21 protein-coding genes and 1 pseudogene are annotated in these 15,135 nt (G+C 31.4%); 2 read left to right on the top strand and 20 right to left on the bottom strand.

Annotation, left to right across the window (positions count from 1 at the left end):
- Positions 1 to 37: 37 nt before the first annotated feature.
- From QTL86_RS02965 to QTL86_RS02910, 12 genes and pseudogenes are all read right to left on the bottom strand, one after another.
- Complete coding sequence (locus QTL86_RS02965) at positions 38 to 1,120, bottom strand: acyltransferase family protein (protein WP_410496427.1); 1,083 nt, start codon at positions 1,118 to 1,120, stop codon at positions 38 to 40.
- 43 nt (positions 1,121 to 1,163) lie between these two features.
- Entirely contained in the window at positions 1,164 to 1,325 is a 162-nt protein-coding gene (locus QTL86_RS02960) for a hypothetical protein (protein WP_410496426.1), read from the bottom strand.
- Positions 1,326 to 1,516: 191 nt separating this feature from the next.
- Positions 1,517 to 1,801, bottom strand: coding sequence for a YciI family protein (locus QTL86_RS02955; RefSeq protein WP_410496425.1), 285 nt, complete (start codon positions 1,799 to 1,801; stop codon positions 1,517 to 1,519).
- A gap of 243 nt (positions 1,802 to 2,044) precedes the next feature.
- The gene (locus QTL86_RS02950) at positions 2,045 to 2,419 is read right to left on the bottom strand and encodes a DUF2500 domain-containing protein (protein ID WP_410496424.1); all 375 of its coding nucleotides are present in this window, start codon (positions 2,417 to 2,419) and stop codon (positions 2,045 to 2,047) included.
- A 178-nt stretch (positions 2,420 to 2,597) separates the two neighbouring features.
- Positions 2,598 to 2,753 (bottom strand): annotated as a pseudogene (locus tag QTL86_RS02945) (hypothetical protein); the annotation flags it as partial.
- 53 nt (positions 2,754 to 2,806) lie between these two features.
- Entirely contained in the window at positions 2,807 to 3,076 is a 270-nt protein-coding gene (locus tag QTL86_RS02940; RefSeq protein ID WP_410496423.1) for a hypothetical protein, read from the bottom strand.
- A 7-nt stretch (positions 3,077 to 3,083) separates the two neighbouring features.
- Complete coding sequence (locus QTL86_RS02935; protein ID WP_127067260.1) at positions 3,084 to 3,641, bottom strand: Type 1 glutamine amidotransferase-like domain-containing protein; 558 nt, start codon at positions 3,639 to 3,641, stop codon at positions 3,084 to 3,086.
- Between the two features lie 164 nt (positions 3,642 to 3,805).
- Positions 3,806 to 4,291 (bottom strand): GNAT family N-acetyltransferase, encoded by a 486-nt coding sequence (locus QTL86_RS02930; protein WP_127067261.1) that lies wholly within the window; start codon positions 4,289 to 4,291, stop codon positions 3,806 to 3,808.
- A gap of 393 nt (positions 4,292 to 4,684) precedes the next feature.
- The gene (locus QTL86_RS02925; RefSeq protein WP_013657858.1) at positions 4,685 to 4,849 is read right to left on the bottom strand and encodes a hypothetical protein; all 165 of its coding nucleotides are present in this window, start codon (positions 4,847 to 4,849) and stop codon (positions 4,685 to 4,687) included.
- A 161-nt stretch (positions 4,850 to 5,010) separates the two neighbouring features.
- Positions 5,011 to 5,142, bottom strand: coding sequence for an HNH endonuclease (locus QTL86_RS02920; RefSeq protein WP_410497285.1), 132 nt, complete (start codon positions 5,140 to 5,142; stop codon positions 5,011 to 5,013).
- An 817-nt stretch (positions 5,143 to 5,959) separates the two neighbouring features.
- Positions 5,960 to 7,165 (bottom strand): tyrosine-type recombinase/integrase, encoded by a 1,206-nt coding sequence (locus QTL86_RS02915; protein WP_410496422.1) that lies wholly within the window; start codon positions 7,163 to 7,165, stop codon positions 5,960 to 5,962.
- 57 nt (positions 7,166 to 7,222) lie between these two features.
- On the bottom strand, positions 7,223 to 7,489 hold the full coding sequence (locus QTL86_RS02910; protein WP_127067264.1) for a hypothetical protein: 267 nt from the start codon (positions 7,487 to 7,489) through the stop codon (positions 7,223 to 7,225).
- Positions 7,490 to 7,657: 168 nt separating this feature from the next.
- On the opposite strand from QTL86_RS02910, the gene QTL86_RS02905 reads away from it, so the two are divergent.
- Together QTL86_RS02905 and QTL86_RS02900 are read left to right on the top strand one after the other, a co-directional pair.
- A complete protein-coding gene (locus tag QTL86_RS02905) occupies positions 7,658 to 8,050 on the top strand; it encodes a helix-turn-helix domain-containing protein (protein ID WP_190283379.1) in 393 nt (130 codons plus the stop codon).
- On the top strand, positions 8,043 to 8,498 hold the full coding sequence (locus QTL86_RS02900; protein ID WP_127067266.1) for a hypothetical protein: 456 nt from the start codon (positions 8,043 to 8,045) through the stop codon (positions 8,496 to 8,498). The genes QTL86_RS02905 and QTL86_RS02900 overlap by 8 nt, the downstream gene beginning before the upstream one ends.
- A 154-nt stretch (positions 8,499 to 8,652) precedes the next feature.
- Here the strand turns inward: QTL86_RS02900 and QTL86_RS02895 are convergent, their stop codons facing one another.
- The 8 genes from QTL86_RS02895 to QTL86_RS02860 all read right to left on the bottom strand — a co-directional run bounded on the left by QTL86_RS02895 (position 8,653) and on the right by QTL86_RS02860 (position 15,129).
- Positions 8,653 to 9,261 (bottom strand): hypothetical protein, encoded by a 609-nt coding sequence (locus tag QTL86_RS02895; protein WP_127067267.1) that lies wholly within the window; start codon positions 9,259 to 9,261, stop codon positions 8,653 to 8,655.
- 16 nt (positions 9,262 to 9,277) lie between these two features.
- On the bottom strand, positions 9,278 to 10,897 hold the full coding sequence (locus QTL86_RS02890) for a VWA domain-containing protein (RefSeq protein WP_410496421.1): 1,620 nt from the start codon (positions 10,895 to 10,897) through the stop codon (positions 9,278 to 9,280).
- A 37-nt stretch (positions 10,898 to 10,934) separates the two neighbouring features.
- Positions 10,935 to 11,813 (bottom strand): IS3 family transposase, encoded by an 879-nt coding sequence (locus tag QTL86_RS02885; protein ID WP_127067269.1) that lies wholly within the window; start codon positions 11,811 to 11,813, stop codon positions 10,935 to 10,937.
- The gene (locus QTL86_RS02880) at positions 11,810 to 12,145 is read right to left on the bottom strand and encodes a transposase (RefSeq protein WP_190283380.1); all 336 of its coding nucleotides are present in this window, start codon (positions 12,143 to 12,145) and stop codon (positions 11,810 to 11,812) included. Before QTL86_RS02880 ends, QTL86_RS02885 begins: the two co-directional genes overlap by 4 nt.
- A 141-nt stretch (positions 12,146 to 12,286) precedes the next feature.
- Complete coding sequence (locus QTL86_RS02875) at positions 12,287 to 12,811, bottom strand: host-nuclease inhibitor Gam family protein (RefSeq protein ID WP_410496420.1); 525 nt, start codon at positions 12,809 to 12,811, stop codon at positions 12,287 to 12,289.
- 4 nt (positions 12,812 to 12,815) lie between these two features.
- Positions 12,816 to 13,016 (bottom strand): XRE family transcriptional regulator, encoded by a 201-nt coding sequence (locus QTL86_RS02870; protein WP_127067272.1) that lies wholly within the window; start codon positions 13,014 to 13,016, stop codon positions 12,816 to 12,818.
- Between the two features lie 391 nt (positions 13,017 to 13,407).
- The gene (gene metA, locus QTL86_RS02865; protein WP_013657859.1) at positions 13,408 to 14,319 is read right to left on the bottom strand and encodes a homoserine O-succinyltransferase; all 912 of its coding nucleotides are present in this window, start codon (positions 14,317 to 14,319) and stop codon (positions 13,408 to 13,410) included.
- A 27-nt stretch (positions 14,320 to 14,346) separates the two neighbouring features.
- Positions 14,347 to 15,129: a GTP pyrophosphokinase family protein gene (locus QTL86_RS02860; protein WP_013657860.1), complete on the bottom strand. Its 783-nt coding sequence runs from the start codon at positions 15,127 to 15,129 to the stop codon at positions 14,347 to 14,349.
- Between the last annotated feature and the right edge of the window lie 6 nt (positions 15,130 to 15,135).

Here is a 15,135-nt window from a genome sequence, read left to right as displayed (position 1 = left end):
GCCCTAGCATATATTAATAAAGTTATCTAAATACCTTTTATACATGAAACATTTTTTCTTTTTCACCAAAAAGAAATCTTATTCCTGGTATTCTTTTAATAACCTCACAGGTAAGTAGAGTCATCACTAATGTTCCTACTACCGATACGAAATATAGAATCATAACAGATTTAGTAACCTTACATAAATAATATTGAAATACTACTAACCACCCAAAGTGAAATATATAAATCATAAAAGATCTAGATGTCATATACCTTGTAATTACATTATTCTGATTAAAACTGCACCTAGCAAGTCCTAAAAAACCCAAAATGCCAAACCATGTAGCACACGCATTACAGATTGTTTCTATAATCCCTATTTGATTTTCTTTCCATACAAATGTATAAGTCAAAATCACATCAAACACAAGCATAATAGCCAAATACAAATATCTATATTTAGTCATTCTCTCTAGAACATCTTCCTCTGACAGAACATAATAGCCTATTAAAAATAGAGCCAAATTTCCTCCAATGCTTTTACCTCCAAAATCTAAAATTGGTGTCATGATCAACGGAAAAAACATTAAGATTGGTAAATAAGCCGTCTTAATTTTAGCAAAAGAAAGCTTAGGTAATATCTTTCTCTGCAATGCAATCAGTAGTAATGAAATCATTGAAATAATAAATAGAAAAAGTAAAAACCACAAATGTCCAGGGGTTAAACTTCCGTCATATCCGGTTAAATCTGTAACTTTTGTAAAAAAAACTTCATAATGCTCAAAAAAACTTCCCGAATAATTATTGTGATACTTGTCTGACATATATGTCATTAGCGCCACCACTGTAAATCCACCTGTAATTAATGGAATTAGTAGTTTTTTAACTCTTTCTATCGCGAATTGTCCATAGCTTCTATTTTTCATAGCATATCTCGTACTCATTCCAGCTAGTACAAACAATAGCGGCATATACCATGGGGCTATAAAAATAACAAGTGATGATAATACCTTATTTTCATATAACCAGATATAATTTCCTTCCCAACCATTCCATGCCATCGCTGCATGAAATGGAATCAAAAAAACAATCCATAACCAACGCAAATTATCAATATAGTACTTTCTATCACTCATTTCTAATTACCCTCCTTAACAGCTATTCTAATTCTTAATGTATCTAATAGTTTCTTAATGTATAAGAATCCTTTTTATTTTTTCTCTTAAATCCCTCTAAAACCACTTTATATCCAACAGGCTTTCTAACTACTTCCTCTTTTTTCATAGGTTCACCACAATGAGAACATGCTACTGCATTAGGTGAAATATCTCTGTCGCACATGGGACATTTAATTAATGGAATATATCTCCCTTGTTATTTTTTGTATATTCAGAATTAATTATACTATAATAAAAAAACCAGGTCTACCTTCAATCAAATAAAAAAGTCTAGAACTATTTAGCCCTAGACTTTAACATTTCTCGTATTACTAAAAGGATTCACTTTTGCTATTTAGCAAATTAACTATTAAACTATTCACTAGGTGATTGATTAAAATAATGTGGCGCAAACTCTATAACACGGTAATCTTGTATATTAGCAAGCTTAAGTGGCTCAGATGTTAGATAAGCTTCTACCTTTTCAAGAGATTCTGATTTCATAATAAATAGTCCACCACTCATATCATCTTTAAGCCCAGACATTAATATGAGGCCTTCATCCATTGCTTTTTTAGAATATGCCATGTGTTCTTTCATGATATTGTCATTCATTAGTTCTGCATTTTTTATTATACCTTCAACAATAAAGTACTTCATTTTTATCATCCTCCTTTAATCGTATTAGCCTATTTTTCGTAAATAATTAATCTTCTTTATTTTAATCCTCCTTGACTAATATAAACAAGTCATCTTTACATATAAACTAACTTACTCTGTATTTTTACAATTCACTCTTCATAGCTTCTTTCCTACTAACAACTATCTCTAATAATACTAATTATAATCTTACATAAAAATAAGACCAATTCTAAGGTTGCTCAATCTTATGATTCCATATCATTATTGAATTCGTTTAAATCCTAGATAACATGTTCCTTGAAAAGTAAGTTTTCCTTTGTCTTGTTCAATAAGCATACCATATTCTGTCCCCTGTACCTTTAATTCCATACGGTCACCACTATCAACCTCAAAAGTAATATAATATGTGGTCGACGATGAATTATGCCTATTGTCATGATGATGATGGCTAAGATTAGTACGCTTTGCTACAACCACTGCATCCACAGAAAGCACAGGGGAATCGTTATTCTTTTTCCATTGTTTAGCGGAACTTATTAAAGCAAAGATAATAGTTCCAAATACTAATACGAAGACTAAAAATATAAATATAGGAGCAATAGTAAACATTGCATTATCAAATGGCGAAAACATCATTAACTTACCTCCGAAACATAGCTCTTTTTATTTAAGTATACACTTTTTTCAATATAAAATCTTTATTTTTATTTAGTACAATAATTATCTCATGAATAGAATTTTAAACAAAGAACAAGACTACTCCGAAAGTTACCCTTAAAGATATTATCACTCTAATCCTCTCACATTAAATAACCTATAAATATCCTTTTAGAAAAATGATTCTAAAATTTCTTGTAGTATTATTTTCAGGTAATTCTTCCATTAATGGTAATCGAGCACTATTCATGCCGTTTCTATCACATGCACCAAATATTTTATAATTACATTGTCTTTCTCTAAGCGTCATATAATTTGCACCACTATATTAATATATAATTTATAAACAAAATAACTTTATATTTTTTATTCATAGCATTTCTCCTTTAAACTACCTGACGGTATAAGATAGTATACCATTCCTTTAAATAACCTCTTTGCCTCTTTAGATAAAAAAGAAGGAGGCCTGATTCTATCAGACTCACCCCTTATTCTTGCTTCATATTCAATTCTTGTATCTATTTCATTTTTACTCATATATCCTATTCTTGTTGGTATGCTCTTTGGTGGACAAGCTATGATATCATCTTCTTTCCATTCTTTTATGTACTCATTAATAGTATAATAAATTAGCATTTATAGATCATTCGATAATGACAATATCTTCATTTTCAAATACAATCGCTTGCATATTTCCTAATCTTATTCGCTCTTCTCTATCTTTTTTATAGTGTCCTGCTTTTTCACAAATATCATCACTGCAATGTACATCTAAACTACATTGTAACAACCCTAAATTATTTGTCATATTGTTGGCAAATATAATGCTTCCTGCACTTACTCCAACTACCACGCCCCCTTTATTAATAAATGATTCTATTTTCATGTTGAAACCTTGTTCCCTAATTCGTTTTAATAAATACTCCGGATTTCCACCACATAAATATATTATGTCATATGTTTCTAAAGTATCTTCCTTTATATATTCATGCAAATCATAAACGCATATATTTTCACGCCTAATACCGCACTTGAGTAAATCATTCAGACACTTTGGTAACACTTCTATAGCATCTGGAGAAATAGCTGCTGTCGGAATAAACATTGCTTTAACATCAGATATCTCTCTATTTAACATATTCATAAATGCTTCTTCAATAACTTTTGTTTCTAAACCACATGAGGTAAGTAAAACATTCATATGAATAACCTCCTCTATCAATTTAAATTTATCTAATTCTCTTACATATAAAATTTGTTTATTTTATGCATTTTGTATCTCTTGTTAAATGAGCCATGATTATGACCTTCTTGACCAATATTATATACTCATTAATAGTATAATAAACTGGAATTTACATTTCACTACAAAGTTATTTCATATTCAAGATAATCTCCTGAAAATGCAGAATCACCATTATTATCTCTCCTTTGAACGAGCTGAAATCCTACACTTTCATAATTGTGAGGTGCGATTAAATTACTATTTGTTCCCACAATTATTTTTTGGAGATTTTCATATTTCATAATTCTATCAATAGCCTCACTAAGTTGTCTCTTCCCATATCCTCTACCTTTATATTTAGATGCAATGCAGTTATGACCAATTTCCACATACTCTGGCATGTTCCTTGGGTCCCATGAAATATGTCCAATTGGTGTATCCTCTAATACCGTTATAAAACCGTATTTATCAGCAATATTTAAATTATCGAAGAAAAAATTATCAAATTCTATCCAATCTTGTTCAAAGCATTTTCTATACCTATCATCAAATGAATAGCCGTCTAATAACAATTTGTACAGTATTCCTCTATCAAATTCACTTATTTTTTTAAATGCCAGGTTCATATCTAAGACCTCCAAAATTCTAATTTATCTAATTCTATTACATGTAAAAATTTTCATTTTAGGCATTTTATGTCTCTTGTTGAGGGCTCGCGGTCTTTAGCATAAGTTTTTATTTTAGTCTAATTAATAAGGGTATTATATTCTCTTGTTTCATTAGCATTAATATCACCGTAGTAAGCATCATCGATAAATATTTTTTATTTTCTTAGGCTATCAGAATATGTATTCTTTCTTGAAATTTTAATCATGCAAATTCACCCCATTATATAAATAATCTTTATCAAATAAATTATCTAGTTATTCTACCAAGTGCTATCTTAACAATTAAGTTAAACGCCTATATTACCAATCCATCCTGATACCATCTCTCACCTGCAAGTAATAAATGATGTACTAGCTATTCTTTTTAATATATATCTTCAAGGCCTTAATTCCTAATAGGCACAACCTAATAATAAAAACAACTAACACTAATAGAATAACTGTACTAATTCCTTGTAATAATAAATCCCAAACAAGTGAGTTGTCATACCCTATTACACGCCCTACTTCATCCATATATATTCCTCTTTTCTTTAAGAAAACCATTACCCATCTTTTTAGCTCTTATCTCCCTCCTGCAAATTATAAGAGGTTTAAAAGTTATTATTCATTGTTATTAATTATATAAACCTTAAGATTAGGCCTACTACAATTAGTCCGTTCGCAATAAACCACTATCACCCCTTTACACTACTATCTTCAACCTGCAAGTTGCACACCCTACAAAGCACGGGCACATTATCTTCATCAAGCCTCAGCTCTGGATAATCCTTAAACGACTTAAAATGATGTCCTTGAAGGTGTTCAATCGTAAGTATCTTTCACTTGCTCCAATACTTCTCACAATAAGATTGTTCTTTTACTTTTCTATTCCATAGTTTCTGCCAAGCATATGATAAGTAAAATTTGCGTTTCTCAAGTGAAATATTTCTGTTGTATAAAGTTTTAGCTCTACAAGTATAGGTTGTGTAATATTATCTTACTCTTGTTTCTATATTCTTTGTTTTTAATGCACTAATGCTTTTATACATATAACCGCTTTTTAACTTTATTATATTCTGATTATTTTATATGTTCAACAAAATCTATTTCCCTTCTTAGTTAAGAAGCTCTAATTGGGAGTGTTAATGACTTAAATTTACCTCGTATTAGCTTTTACTACCTCATTTAACAACTTTCCTTTGTGTCTTAGTTTCACTTTGTGATACCTACTCATTTCTGCTTTTAAATTAGTAAATTTTGTACGTGGAATGAGGTCTTTTTAAGGCCTTTATGCGGCAAATCTGAAGTTATGAGGCCTTTATAACAAATTGGTGAATAGGGTATTAAGGAAGAAAAATGGCAAAAAAATAGACCTAAGACATTTCATCTTAGATCTTAATTTACTGAGGTAAATAGCTTCTGTTTATACACCATTTACACCATTTTTTCTTTATTTTAAATGCATTTTTCATAACATCTTAATTGGCTTAATGCCGTGAGCTTCAACCATTCAATTACATTTCATCTAAATTAAATGGTGTTACTTGATATACATAGTGATTTAGCTGAACTTATTTGAGATTAATCTAAAAATGTTGATTTTACAATATTTATAAACTTATTTACTCCAAATAAATTTATTATTTACTCCATTTTTACGCCATCCATACTAAATACGCCATTATTTATATCCAATTTTAGCTTTTCTATTTCATCTAACTGATGTTCTTCTAAAACATGAGTATATAAATCCATGGTCATAGCTAATGTAGCGTGTCCTAAGTATTTTTGTATAATTTTAGGTTTAATATTACTCTCAAAACATCTTGTTGCAAATGTATGTCTAAAGGTATGAGCTGAAAAAGTTTCAAATTTATCCACTTCATCTCTCATCAAATTAATTTCATCAATAATTGCTCGTATTGCATCGCTGCATAATTGTGAATTTAATGGTGTCCCGTATTTAGTTGTAAATAAGAGGTCCTTATATTGTTCATGAGGTTTAGCATATGATTTACTCATGACCACATCCCTCTGTCTCTTTTGCTTTATCAATACTTCCATGCATTGATCATTAATAGGTATTTTACGATTACTAGTTATAGTTTTAGGCTCCCCTAAATAAAAGTTCTTTCCTTTTCCTTTTTCAATTTCCTGATAGGATAAAGTTTTATTAACGATGATCTGCTTACTCTTAAGTTCAATATCTTCCCATGTAAGAGCAGCAATTTCGCCTTGTCTTAATCCTGTATAAATCAATACAGCAAAAAGATTGTAATAAAAAGTACCTGCTGCACATTCAAAAAAAATTTTCTGCTCGTCTTCGCTTAGCACTCTGATTATTCTCTTCGGCTTATATATTTTCACTCCCTTTACGGGATTTTTAACGACTAGATCATCTATCATCGCTTTATTAAATAAATCCAATAAAATGACCTTAGACTTATGCTGGATTTCATAGCCATATCCATTCTTCTTAATTGTATTGATTAGCCCTGTAATCTGTAAATGAGTAATCTCTGAAATTTTTACTCCTCCTAATATAGGACTAATATGCTTGTAGTAAGTTGTTTCATATATTCGCCTTGTATTACTGCGAATTATTCCATATTTATATACATTAAGCCATTTTTCGAACCATTCATCTAACATAATGTTTGTGTCTATTACATTCAACTTATTCTTATCTTCATATTTTGCCTCTTGTAAAGCTTCTCTTACTTCTTTCAAGTTAGTAGCATAAAGGCTTTTTCTCTTCCCGAATCTATCAAAATACCTCGCATGATAGGTTCCATCTTTTCTCTGTGTAATACCTCTACCTAATTCTTTACCTTTTAAATCTTTTCCCATATTAACACTTGTAAAAAATACCAAATATCTATACTTAGTATATCATTTTTTTCGTATTTATGCTTTACAACTATTCAACTTCCTCACATACAACTCACCATTTACAGCTCTCACTACCGAATACTCTCCATAATGAGTAAACTGGTCACTAATTATATCGTATAAAAACATTTGTATACACTTTGGTTGTCTCATAATAAACTCATACTCAGCCAATATATCCCACAACTCTACTTCTCTATCTTCCCTTATTTTTTCATACCTGCTCTTTGCATACTCCATATATCTTAATAACTTTTTTGTTACTTTATACCCTTTATACATTGGGCCTGTCTCCTTTCCAATTCACCAAATTACATGTTAACAACTTGCTTTATTTTTTCCTTAATTAAAATATACCATTATGCTTTACATATTGCTCTATGAAATCATTACCAATATACATATAAATAGGTCTCTATGCTAATACTATCAATAAGTGAGGTGCTTAAAATGAATGAATATGAAAAATATGTAAAAGCAGGCGCACGCTTAAGGGAGCTTCGAAAAACAACAGGCCAATCGATCTTTGCTGTAGGGCGAGCTATAGGAGTTTCAGGGAGCTATATAAGTCAGATTGAAAATGGCAAGCGCCCTGCCTCAGATAGTGTGCTTGTGGCTCTGGCAGAACTGTATGGTGTGGATAAAAATGAACTTTTTGGATATTATGGCAGAATGACTGATGATGCTATTGAAAAAATAATGGACATACCTGCCCTTAGGCGTTTATTTACTAAAATCACCTCAAAGAGCAACCTCACACCCGAGGAACTAGAAGCCTATATAAGCGACTTTAAGGAAGCGGCACAAGAGCTATACAATAAAGGAGATAATTTAAATGATTAATCATTTTATGTACATGTATTCAACTTTTTTGGTTGACACCTTCGGATATGATTTAGCTGTACGACTAGAAGAAATTTTTTACGGACTCGCAATGTTTATATTGGGTGCTATTGCTATGGGTTTTCTTACTGCTAACTTTATTCTGCGGTTACATGGCCTTAAAGACTTTGGAAAAGGGAAACTGCGCTTATTACGTTACGATAATGGTTATAAGTCTAAAGAAATGGTTACTGTTAAAAATATATGGAGTAGTTTTCAGGTAGTGTTATTATTATCATTTAGCCCATTTTTTACTATTAAGAGGTTTGCTGAAAGGGATGAAAAACGTACTAAGCGATTTGTGAAAATTTTGTTTGTGGTGGTAATAATTATTTTATTATTTGCCTTTATAGCCTCTTACTCAGTTTTAAGGGAGCCAATTATGCAAACTATGAATGTAACAATTTAATATTTATTTTATAAAAAATGGGGATAGTACCTTAATTGGTATTACCCCTAATTTTAAACATTGATACTCGTACAGTATTCCACAAAAATTAATTGAGCTGATACATAAAAAAGCATAGACTATTTTCTTATCATACAGTTTCATTAAAACTTTCTTAGGGTCTCCAAGTCTCTTTGGTAGTAGGTTTATATTGGCAAAAATAATACCAATTACCTTCAATATGATTATCTTTGTAAATTTGCCCTAACTGAAATGTTTTCATTCTTTTTTCAATTATTTCTTCAAAGTATATTATACCTACTTGATATTCTTCTTTTGTTTTGGTTGTATAGGTGTTATAAAATCTTATCTGATAGGTATTATTCCCTTCATTATCCCAAATAGTACGTTTGGTTATTATTGATATCCACTTTGAATTAAATAGTTTTTTACTTATTTTTAACAATTTAGACCCTTCTTTGAAATTTTTGTCATATAATTTCTGCTCTTCACTTTTAGAATAGTCTTCTTTGTCTTTACCCTCATAATTCCAACCACTATCATTGTTAGATCTTATTACAAATGAATTATCAATAACGGAAGTTGTTTGTTGTATATATTCTAAAGAATCCTTGTTTTTTTTATAAAATCGTATCATCTCTTCTTTTGATGGATAGCCAAGTTCGCCAAGTTGTGGTTTTTGACTATTGTAAAACACTGTTAATGTAAGTATGCTAATAAAACCTACTATAGTAATAATAAAAACTATCCCCCTCTTGCTCATATCTCAACACCACACTTTACTTGTTTAATATAACCGGCTCCTTATCAAATTTTACAACTACTGAAGCATCAATCAAATAGCCATTATAACCTCCTTCATATTTCATTTTATCTTCAGTATAAAAAGCTTCCAAAATCATTTCAAGGTCATTTGCCCACACTTGTGTATTGTTATTAACAAAATCATTAAGTCTACTTGCTCTTAAACGCATAATACTATACTCAGGAATCTCAATACTTATTTTAGGCTGCATTATTTCATTTTCTGATATAACATACACAAAGTCAGCCAGCCCAAAAGCATGGCCAAATTCATGTGCTACAACTATTTCATACTCAGCATCTGTAAGTGTATATGCGTCTATCTCTCCAGTATTAACATCTTTATATAATGGCTTTTTAAAAAGTTGTATTCCACAAGAACTTGATGGCATCCAATCATCATAACTGGGTATGCAGACAGGTTCTCTTGCATCTATTTCATTAAATTCTTTTGTGGTTAAATCAAGTTGCACTGCTATATATTGCTTGTTTTTAACATCAACATTAGTAAAATCGTTTATTCTTACTTCGCTTTTGATATTTTCTATCCCATCTTCAAAATCATAGATAGAACCACTAAGATTATCTGCCTCCCAATATTTTTCTATTCCACTTACAACAAGCCCGGCATACTTTCTGAATTCTGGTGTATTTTCTAACCCCATTGAATTTACACATTTAATATTAATATTAAATATTACTGTATTATCCTCTATTTCAATATTCACTGCATTTTTAGAATTACTTTTTATTTTTCTATTAGCATACATTTTTTCTAATGTTAATTGCGGCACGAGTGGATATGGATCTTTATTATCTATAATACCATCTCCATCAGTATCTTCTTTTCTAGGATCAGCCTTTGGATTAAAAATAAAAGAATAGTATTTTGTAGTCTTATCTCCCATCTTTTCTTCAACTTCTTTAACTTTGTATTTCCCTATTTCTTGACCATCATTCCAGCCATCATTATCAGAACATGGCACAAATGGATTCGATGTTATTATGTTTCCATTCGCTAATCTCATTCCAACAATTTCAAATGTATCAGGTACCCCATCATTATCCATATCAGTTAAATCAATATCTTCTAATGTGTCACTTTGAATCTTATAAAATGAATCAATAATAGCTGTTGAATTTTGAGCAAAGTAATATTTTCCTCCCGTTTTTGAAGCTAACACCTCTAATGGTTCATTACTCCGTTGTCCTCCTACATTTACTGTAAAACATTGTATAGAAGGTGTACTTTTATTGCATCTTATATATTCATCAGTAGTATCTCTCACATCTCCGTCACATAATAATATAATTATTCTCTTGTTGGAAGTACTATTGCTATTTAAATGATTTATAGCTACATCTAACCCAGCATCTGTATTGGTTCCACCAGAAGGACTAAGTTTATCAATAGATTTACTTAATTCTGCCATTTCTTTAGCATTACTTGCATTTTTCATACTACAAACCAAATTTCCCCTATCAGAAAAAGTTACTACACATGCCCTATCGCCACTTTTCATAAATCCTAAAAATTTTTGTGCAGCATTTTTTACATTATTTATATTTTGGACTGCGGTGCTTTTTTGATACACCTATAACATAAATATAATTTTAGTATATTCTTACTATTTAAGCAATATTAACCGCCTCATATCTCATTAGATATTTTACTGGACTGACATATCCCAAATAAGAATGACGACGTTTTCTGTTATAAAATATTTCTATGTATCTAAACATATCACGCTTAAAATCTTCCAATCCAACATAACTTTTCCTATAGATTCTTTCCTTTTTAAGTGTTGCAAAGAAACTCTCTGAACATGCATTATCATACGGGCACCCTGGCCTACTCATGCTTCCACTTATTCCATTATCCTTAAGCATTTGTTGATAAGTCTTACTAGCATACTGGCAGCCCCTATCACTATGAAAAATTAAGTCCTTCTCCGTTCCTCTCCTTGCTATTGCATTAGCCAGTGCCTGCTTTACCAGCTCCCCATTAATCTTTTTGCTTACCCCATATCCTATAACTTCTCTGTTAAATAAGTCAATGACTACAGCTAAATAAACCCATCCTATGCTTGTTCTAATATATGTAATGTCTCCTGCCCAGGCTTGGTTAGGCTTGTTCGTCTTGAATTTCTGTTTAAGCCTATTGTCATAGTATTTTCCATCTGTTTTTCCATTATGGATAGGTTTATATTTCTTAGATGTTTGAGGATAAAAACCATTCGCTCTCATTATTTTTCGGATTTTATACTCACTTAAATAAATGCCTTTTTCTTCAATTTCCTTCTTTATTGCCCTGTATCCATAGGTCTGATCACTGTCATTAAAAATCTCTTCAACCCTATTTATTATTGATAGTTCTTTTACATGTTTCTCTTTATTCTTCCTTTCTTGCTGAATCCACCTATAATAATTCTGTGGTTTAACCCCTAGAGCTCTACACATCTTTACCACCGAAAATTCTTTTATAAGCTTTGATATAGCTTCATATTTCATGCGTGGGGTTCCATAAAGATGCGCAGGGATTTTTTTAATATTTCTACCTTTTCCTGCTCATTTTCTAATTGTTTCTTATGATAAGCAAGCTCCCTATCTCTAGTTTTAAGCTGCTTCTCTAAATCTTTGATTTTATTCTGCATTTCGTCAGATGAAGCTGGCTTATTTTCATTACTAATGATCCCATGCTTATTTTTATATTTATTAATCCATCTATAAGCCGTATTAACATTAATCCCTAGTTCTTTAGATGCAGCTGTAATAGATTTGCCTGATTCTAAAATATAGATTGCAGTTTCTTCTTTCATTTCTTCTGAATACTTGTTATACATTCGTATCTCCTCCATATGATGATATCATCATATCATAGGTGTCTCACTTTTTCACCGCACTCCAATTTCTGAGTGATGTGGTTTTCCCTGCTCCTGATTCTCCAATAATACAAATTGCCTTTGCCATGTGGCTCGCCTCCTCTAATACTTGATTTCTAGTTTCTCTTCTGTCTGAATCACCTCAAGGCCTGGAATATCCAACAGCTCCCCTGTTGCGACCTCCACAATCCCATTTGGTGTGGTTAATAAGTCTTTCTTAAAGTCCACCCATTTGAAACTTAAAGCCTCTTTCCGGCTAATTAAATCATCTCTTTGATTGGCCTTAGCCCACTCTAATAACTTGTCATTATTTTTTTCAAAGTCTAGTTTAGCTTTCTTCACTACTACATCACCACATAACAACTTCACTTTACGCTGAGTTTTGGTTTCACTTTGTGGTACTTGTTCAAATAGTTCTCTTAAATATTGCTCATGCTTCTCTTTTTTCTGTTCAAGACCCATCTTCTTTTCTTCAAATTGTTCCTTTAGAAGCTCTGCTCTCTCCTTAAATAATTCGTTTAGCTCTGCAATTGCTATATCAAGTTCTTTTATATTTTCTACTAATTGGTCCATCTCAACTTTTAGTTGAATTGTTCTTTCATCTATTAATGCTTGTTTACTCTCCATTTTCTTATCTCCCCTCTTTAAATAAATATTGAAGTTCTAAATCAGGAAAATAACTTTGTTGGATTCTCTGAGCTTCATCAAAGGTAAACTGACTTTTACATCCTATCTTTAAAGATATAGTTGCAGGTCTCACTCCTAACAGATTAGCTAGGTCAATGCACTTTACTGAACGTCTTGCCATTTCGGCTTTTAAATTCCATAACATTTTTCACATCTCCTTTTATTTTGTTTGTTGTGCTTTCGCTACAAGTGATATGATAAATATGAAATATTAAATAGGAATGAGGCCTTTTTAAGGCTTTTATGAGGCCTTTATGAGGCAATTTTGAGGCTTTTATGAGGCCTTTATGACTAATTGATTAATAGAGTGTTAAGGAAGAAAAATGGTAAAAAAAATAGACTCAGGAATTAAATCCTAAGTCATTAATTTATATATAGATATTTGGGTATTATTTTACGCCATTCCTTTCTGTTCTTACGCCATTTATACGCCATTTTCTATTTTTTTCTGGCGTAAACTAGCTATTTTAGTCCTTTATTAAAAATTTTATTCTAACCGCTCAATTGGCTAAATCCCTTCACCATCAACCATTCAATTACATTTCATCCAAATTAAATGGTGTTACTTGATATACATAGTAATTTAGCCAATTAGAGAATAAGGTATAAGCATGTGAGCGCCAACGCACCACTACACCTTTTTCCATTTGATCTTCCTTATAATAATGTTTTGGCATTTCAATAGGGAGATTTTTACTTAAATCTCTCTTATATTCCTGTTCTAAAGTAAGTGGGTCATACTCTGCATGACCAGTAATGAAAATATGTTTACCATCTTTAGAAGTAACAACTCCCACCCCTGCTTCTTCGGAATAAAGTAATAACTTAAGTTCTTCACATTTAGTGATGTCCTCTAGCTTTACCTCACTATGTCTTGAATGGGGAATATACACGTAATCGTCTAGGCCCTGGAGCAATTTTTCATCCTCTACTTGAGTATGTTCAAATATACCAAATAGCTTTTCATCTAGGGCATATTTAGGAATGCCATAATGATAATACAGGCCTGCTTGAGCCCCCCAACAAATATGGAAAGTAGAGGTGACATGCTTTTTACTCCATTCCATCATCTCTGAAAGTTCGCTCCAATAATTGACTTCTTCAAAATCCATCTGTTCTACTGGTGCACCTGTTATAATCATACCATCATAATTAGAGTTTTTAATTTCATCAAAGGTTTTATAAAAGGTCTCTAAATACTCACTAGGTGTATTCTTACTTTCGTGAGAAATTGGCCTTACCAAAGTAATATCTATTTGTAAGGGTGAATTACTTAGTAATCTTAAAAGCTGTACCTCTGTCTCTTGCTTAGTGGGCATAAGATTTAAGATAGCAATTTTAAGCTCCCTAATATCTTGAGAGATTGCTCTTGTTTCATCCATCACAAATATGTCTTCTTTTTGTAGTATTTCTATTGCAGGTAATGTGTTCGGTACCTTAATTGGCAATTTAACTACTCCTCCCCATTTGGCCTTTTAGTTAGTATGAGCTAGACTTTCATTAAACTCCTTGAGTTTACACATATCTCCCTCTTCCCATAAGGTCCAAAATATCTCATAAATTTCATTCATATCTTTTTTATTTTTCTTGGCACCCATTGCCTGAATGGTACTAAAAATATCTCCAATCAAGTTAGATTCTTCTTGGAAGGATTCTTGACATTTAAGTACTTCTTCACGTATCTCTGCCATTTCTTGATCTAGTAAAAAAGCGGCTTCTGCTGCTTTATTAAGTCTTTCTTGAATATTCTTTGGCATATTTTGTTTATATTTATAACGTAAGGAATGTTCAATAGTTGCCCAGAAATTCATAGCTAAAGTACGAATTTGGATTTCTGCAAAAATCCATTTTTCTCCATGCCCCGTTTGGACAGGGTATTTAATAATCATATGATAACTTCTATACCCACTGGATTTAGTATTGGTAATATAATCTCTTTCTTCTACTACCACTAAATCCTTACGATCTCTTGCTTTGATGATATCAATAACCTTATAAATATCCTCTACAAACTGACACATAATACGAATGCCCGCAATATCTTCTATCTTTTCTTCTATTTCCTCGAGAGGAATATTTTTCTTTTGTGCCTTCTCTAATATACTTGAAATCTTTTTAACACGGCCTGTTACAAACTCTATAGGAGAGTATTCATCTAGTGCTATAAACTCTTTACGAATACTTTTAAATTTTACTTTTAATTCATCTACAGCTTGATTGTAAGGTAGTAGGACGCGCTTCCAATTCTGCATTTCCATAAGTAA

The organism is Cellulosilyticum sp. ST5 (assembly GCF_046529625.1).
Lineage (GTDB): Bacteria > Bacillota > Clostridia > Lachnospirales > Cellulosilyticaceae > Cellulosilyticum > Cellulosilyticum lentocellum.
This window is presented reverse-complemented; position numbering and strand designations above follow the sequence as displayed.

Bases quoted from the DNA above. Each gene is read 5' to 3' on its own strand.
- QTL86_RS02965 (WP_410496427.1), bottom strand. From the start codon at position 1,120: ATGAGTGATAGAAAGTACTATATTGATAATTTGCGTTGGTTATGGATT.
- QTL86_RS02960 (WP_410496426.1), bottom strand. From the start codon at position 1,325: ATGTGCGACAGAGATATTTCACCTAATGCAGTAGCATGTTCTCATTGT.
- QTL86_RS02955 (WP_410496425.1), bottom strand. From the start codon at position 1,801: ATGAAGTACTTTATTGTTGAAGGTATAATAAAAAATGCAGAACTAATG.
- QTL86_RS02950 (WP_410496424.1), bottom strand. From the start codon at position 2,419: ATGATGTTTTCGCCATTTGATAATGCAATGTTTACTATTGCTCCTATA.
- QTL86_RS02940 (WP_410496423.1), bottom strand. From the start codon at position 3,076: ATGCTAATTTATTATACTATTAATGAGTACATAAAAGAATGGAAAGAA.
- QTL86_RS02935 (WP_127067260.1), bottom strand. From the start codon at position 3,641: ATGAATGTTTTACTTACCTCATGTGGTTTAGAAACAAAAGTTATTGAA.
- QTL86_RS02930 (WP_127067261.1), bottom strand. From the start codon at position 4,291: ATGAACCTGGCATTTAAAAAAATAAGTGAATTTGATAGAGGAATACTG.
- QTL86_RS02925 (WP_013657858.1), bottom strand. From the start codon at position 4,849: ATGGATGAAGTAGGGCGTGTAATAGGGTATGACAACTCACTTGTTTGG.
- QTL86_RS02915 (WP_410496422.1), bottom strand. From the start codon at position 7,165: ATGGGAAAAGATTTAAAAGGTAAAGAATTAGGTAGAGGTATTACACAG.
- QTL86_RS02910 (WP_127067264.1), bottom strand. From the start codon at position 7,489: ATGTATAAAGGGTATAAAGTAACAAAAAAGTTATTAAGATATATGGAG.
- QTL86_RS02905 (WP_190283379.1), top strand. From the start codon at position 7,658: ATGAATGAATATGAAAAATATGTAAAAGCAGGCGCACGCTTAAGGGAG.
- QTL86_RS02900 (WP_127067266.1), top strand. From the start codon at position 8,043: ATGATTAATCATTTTATGTACATGTATTCAACTTTTTTGGTTGACACC.
- QTL86_RS02895 (WP_127067267.1), bottom strand. From the start codon at position 9,261: ATGAGCAAGAGGGGGATAGTTTTTATTATTACTATAGTAGGTTTTATT.
- QTL86_RS02885 (WP_127067269.1), bottom strand. From the start codon at position 11,813: ATGAAATATGAAGCTATATCAAAGCTTATAAAAGAATTTTCGGTGGTA.
- QTL86_RS02880 (WP_190283380.1), bottom strand. From the start codon at position 12,145: ATGTATAACAAGTATTCAGAAGAAATGAAAGAAGAAACTGCAATCTAT.
- QTL86_RS02875 (WP_410496420.1), bottom strand. From the start codon at position 12,811: ATGGAGAGTAAACAAGCATTAATAGATGAAAGAACAATTCAACTAAAA.
- QTL86_RS02870 (WP_127067272.1), bottom strand. From the start codon at position 13,016: ATGTTATGGAATTTAAAAGCCGAAATGGCAAGACGTTCAGTAAAGTGC.
- QTL86_RS02860 (WP_013657860.1), bottom strand. From the start codon at position 15,129: ATGGAAATGCAGAATTGGAAGCGCGTCCTACTACCTTACAATCAAGCT.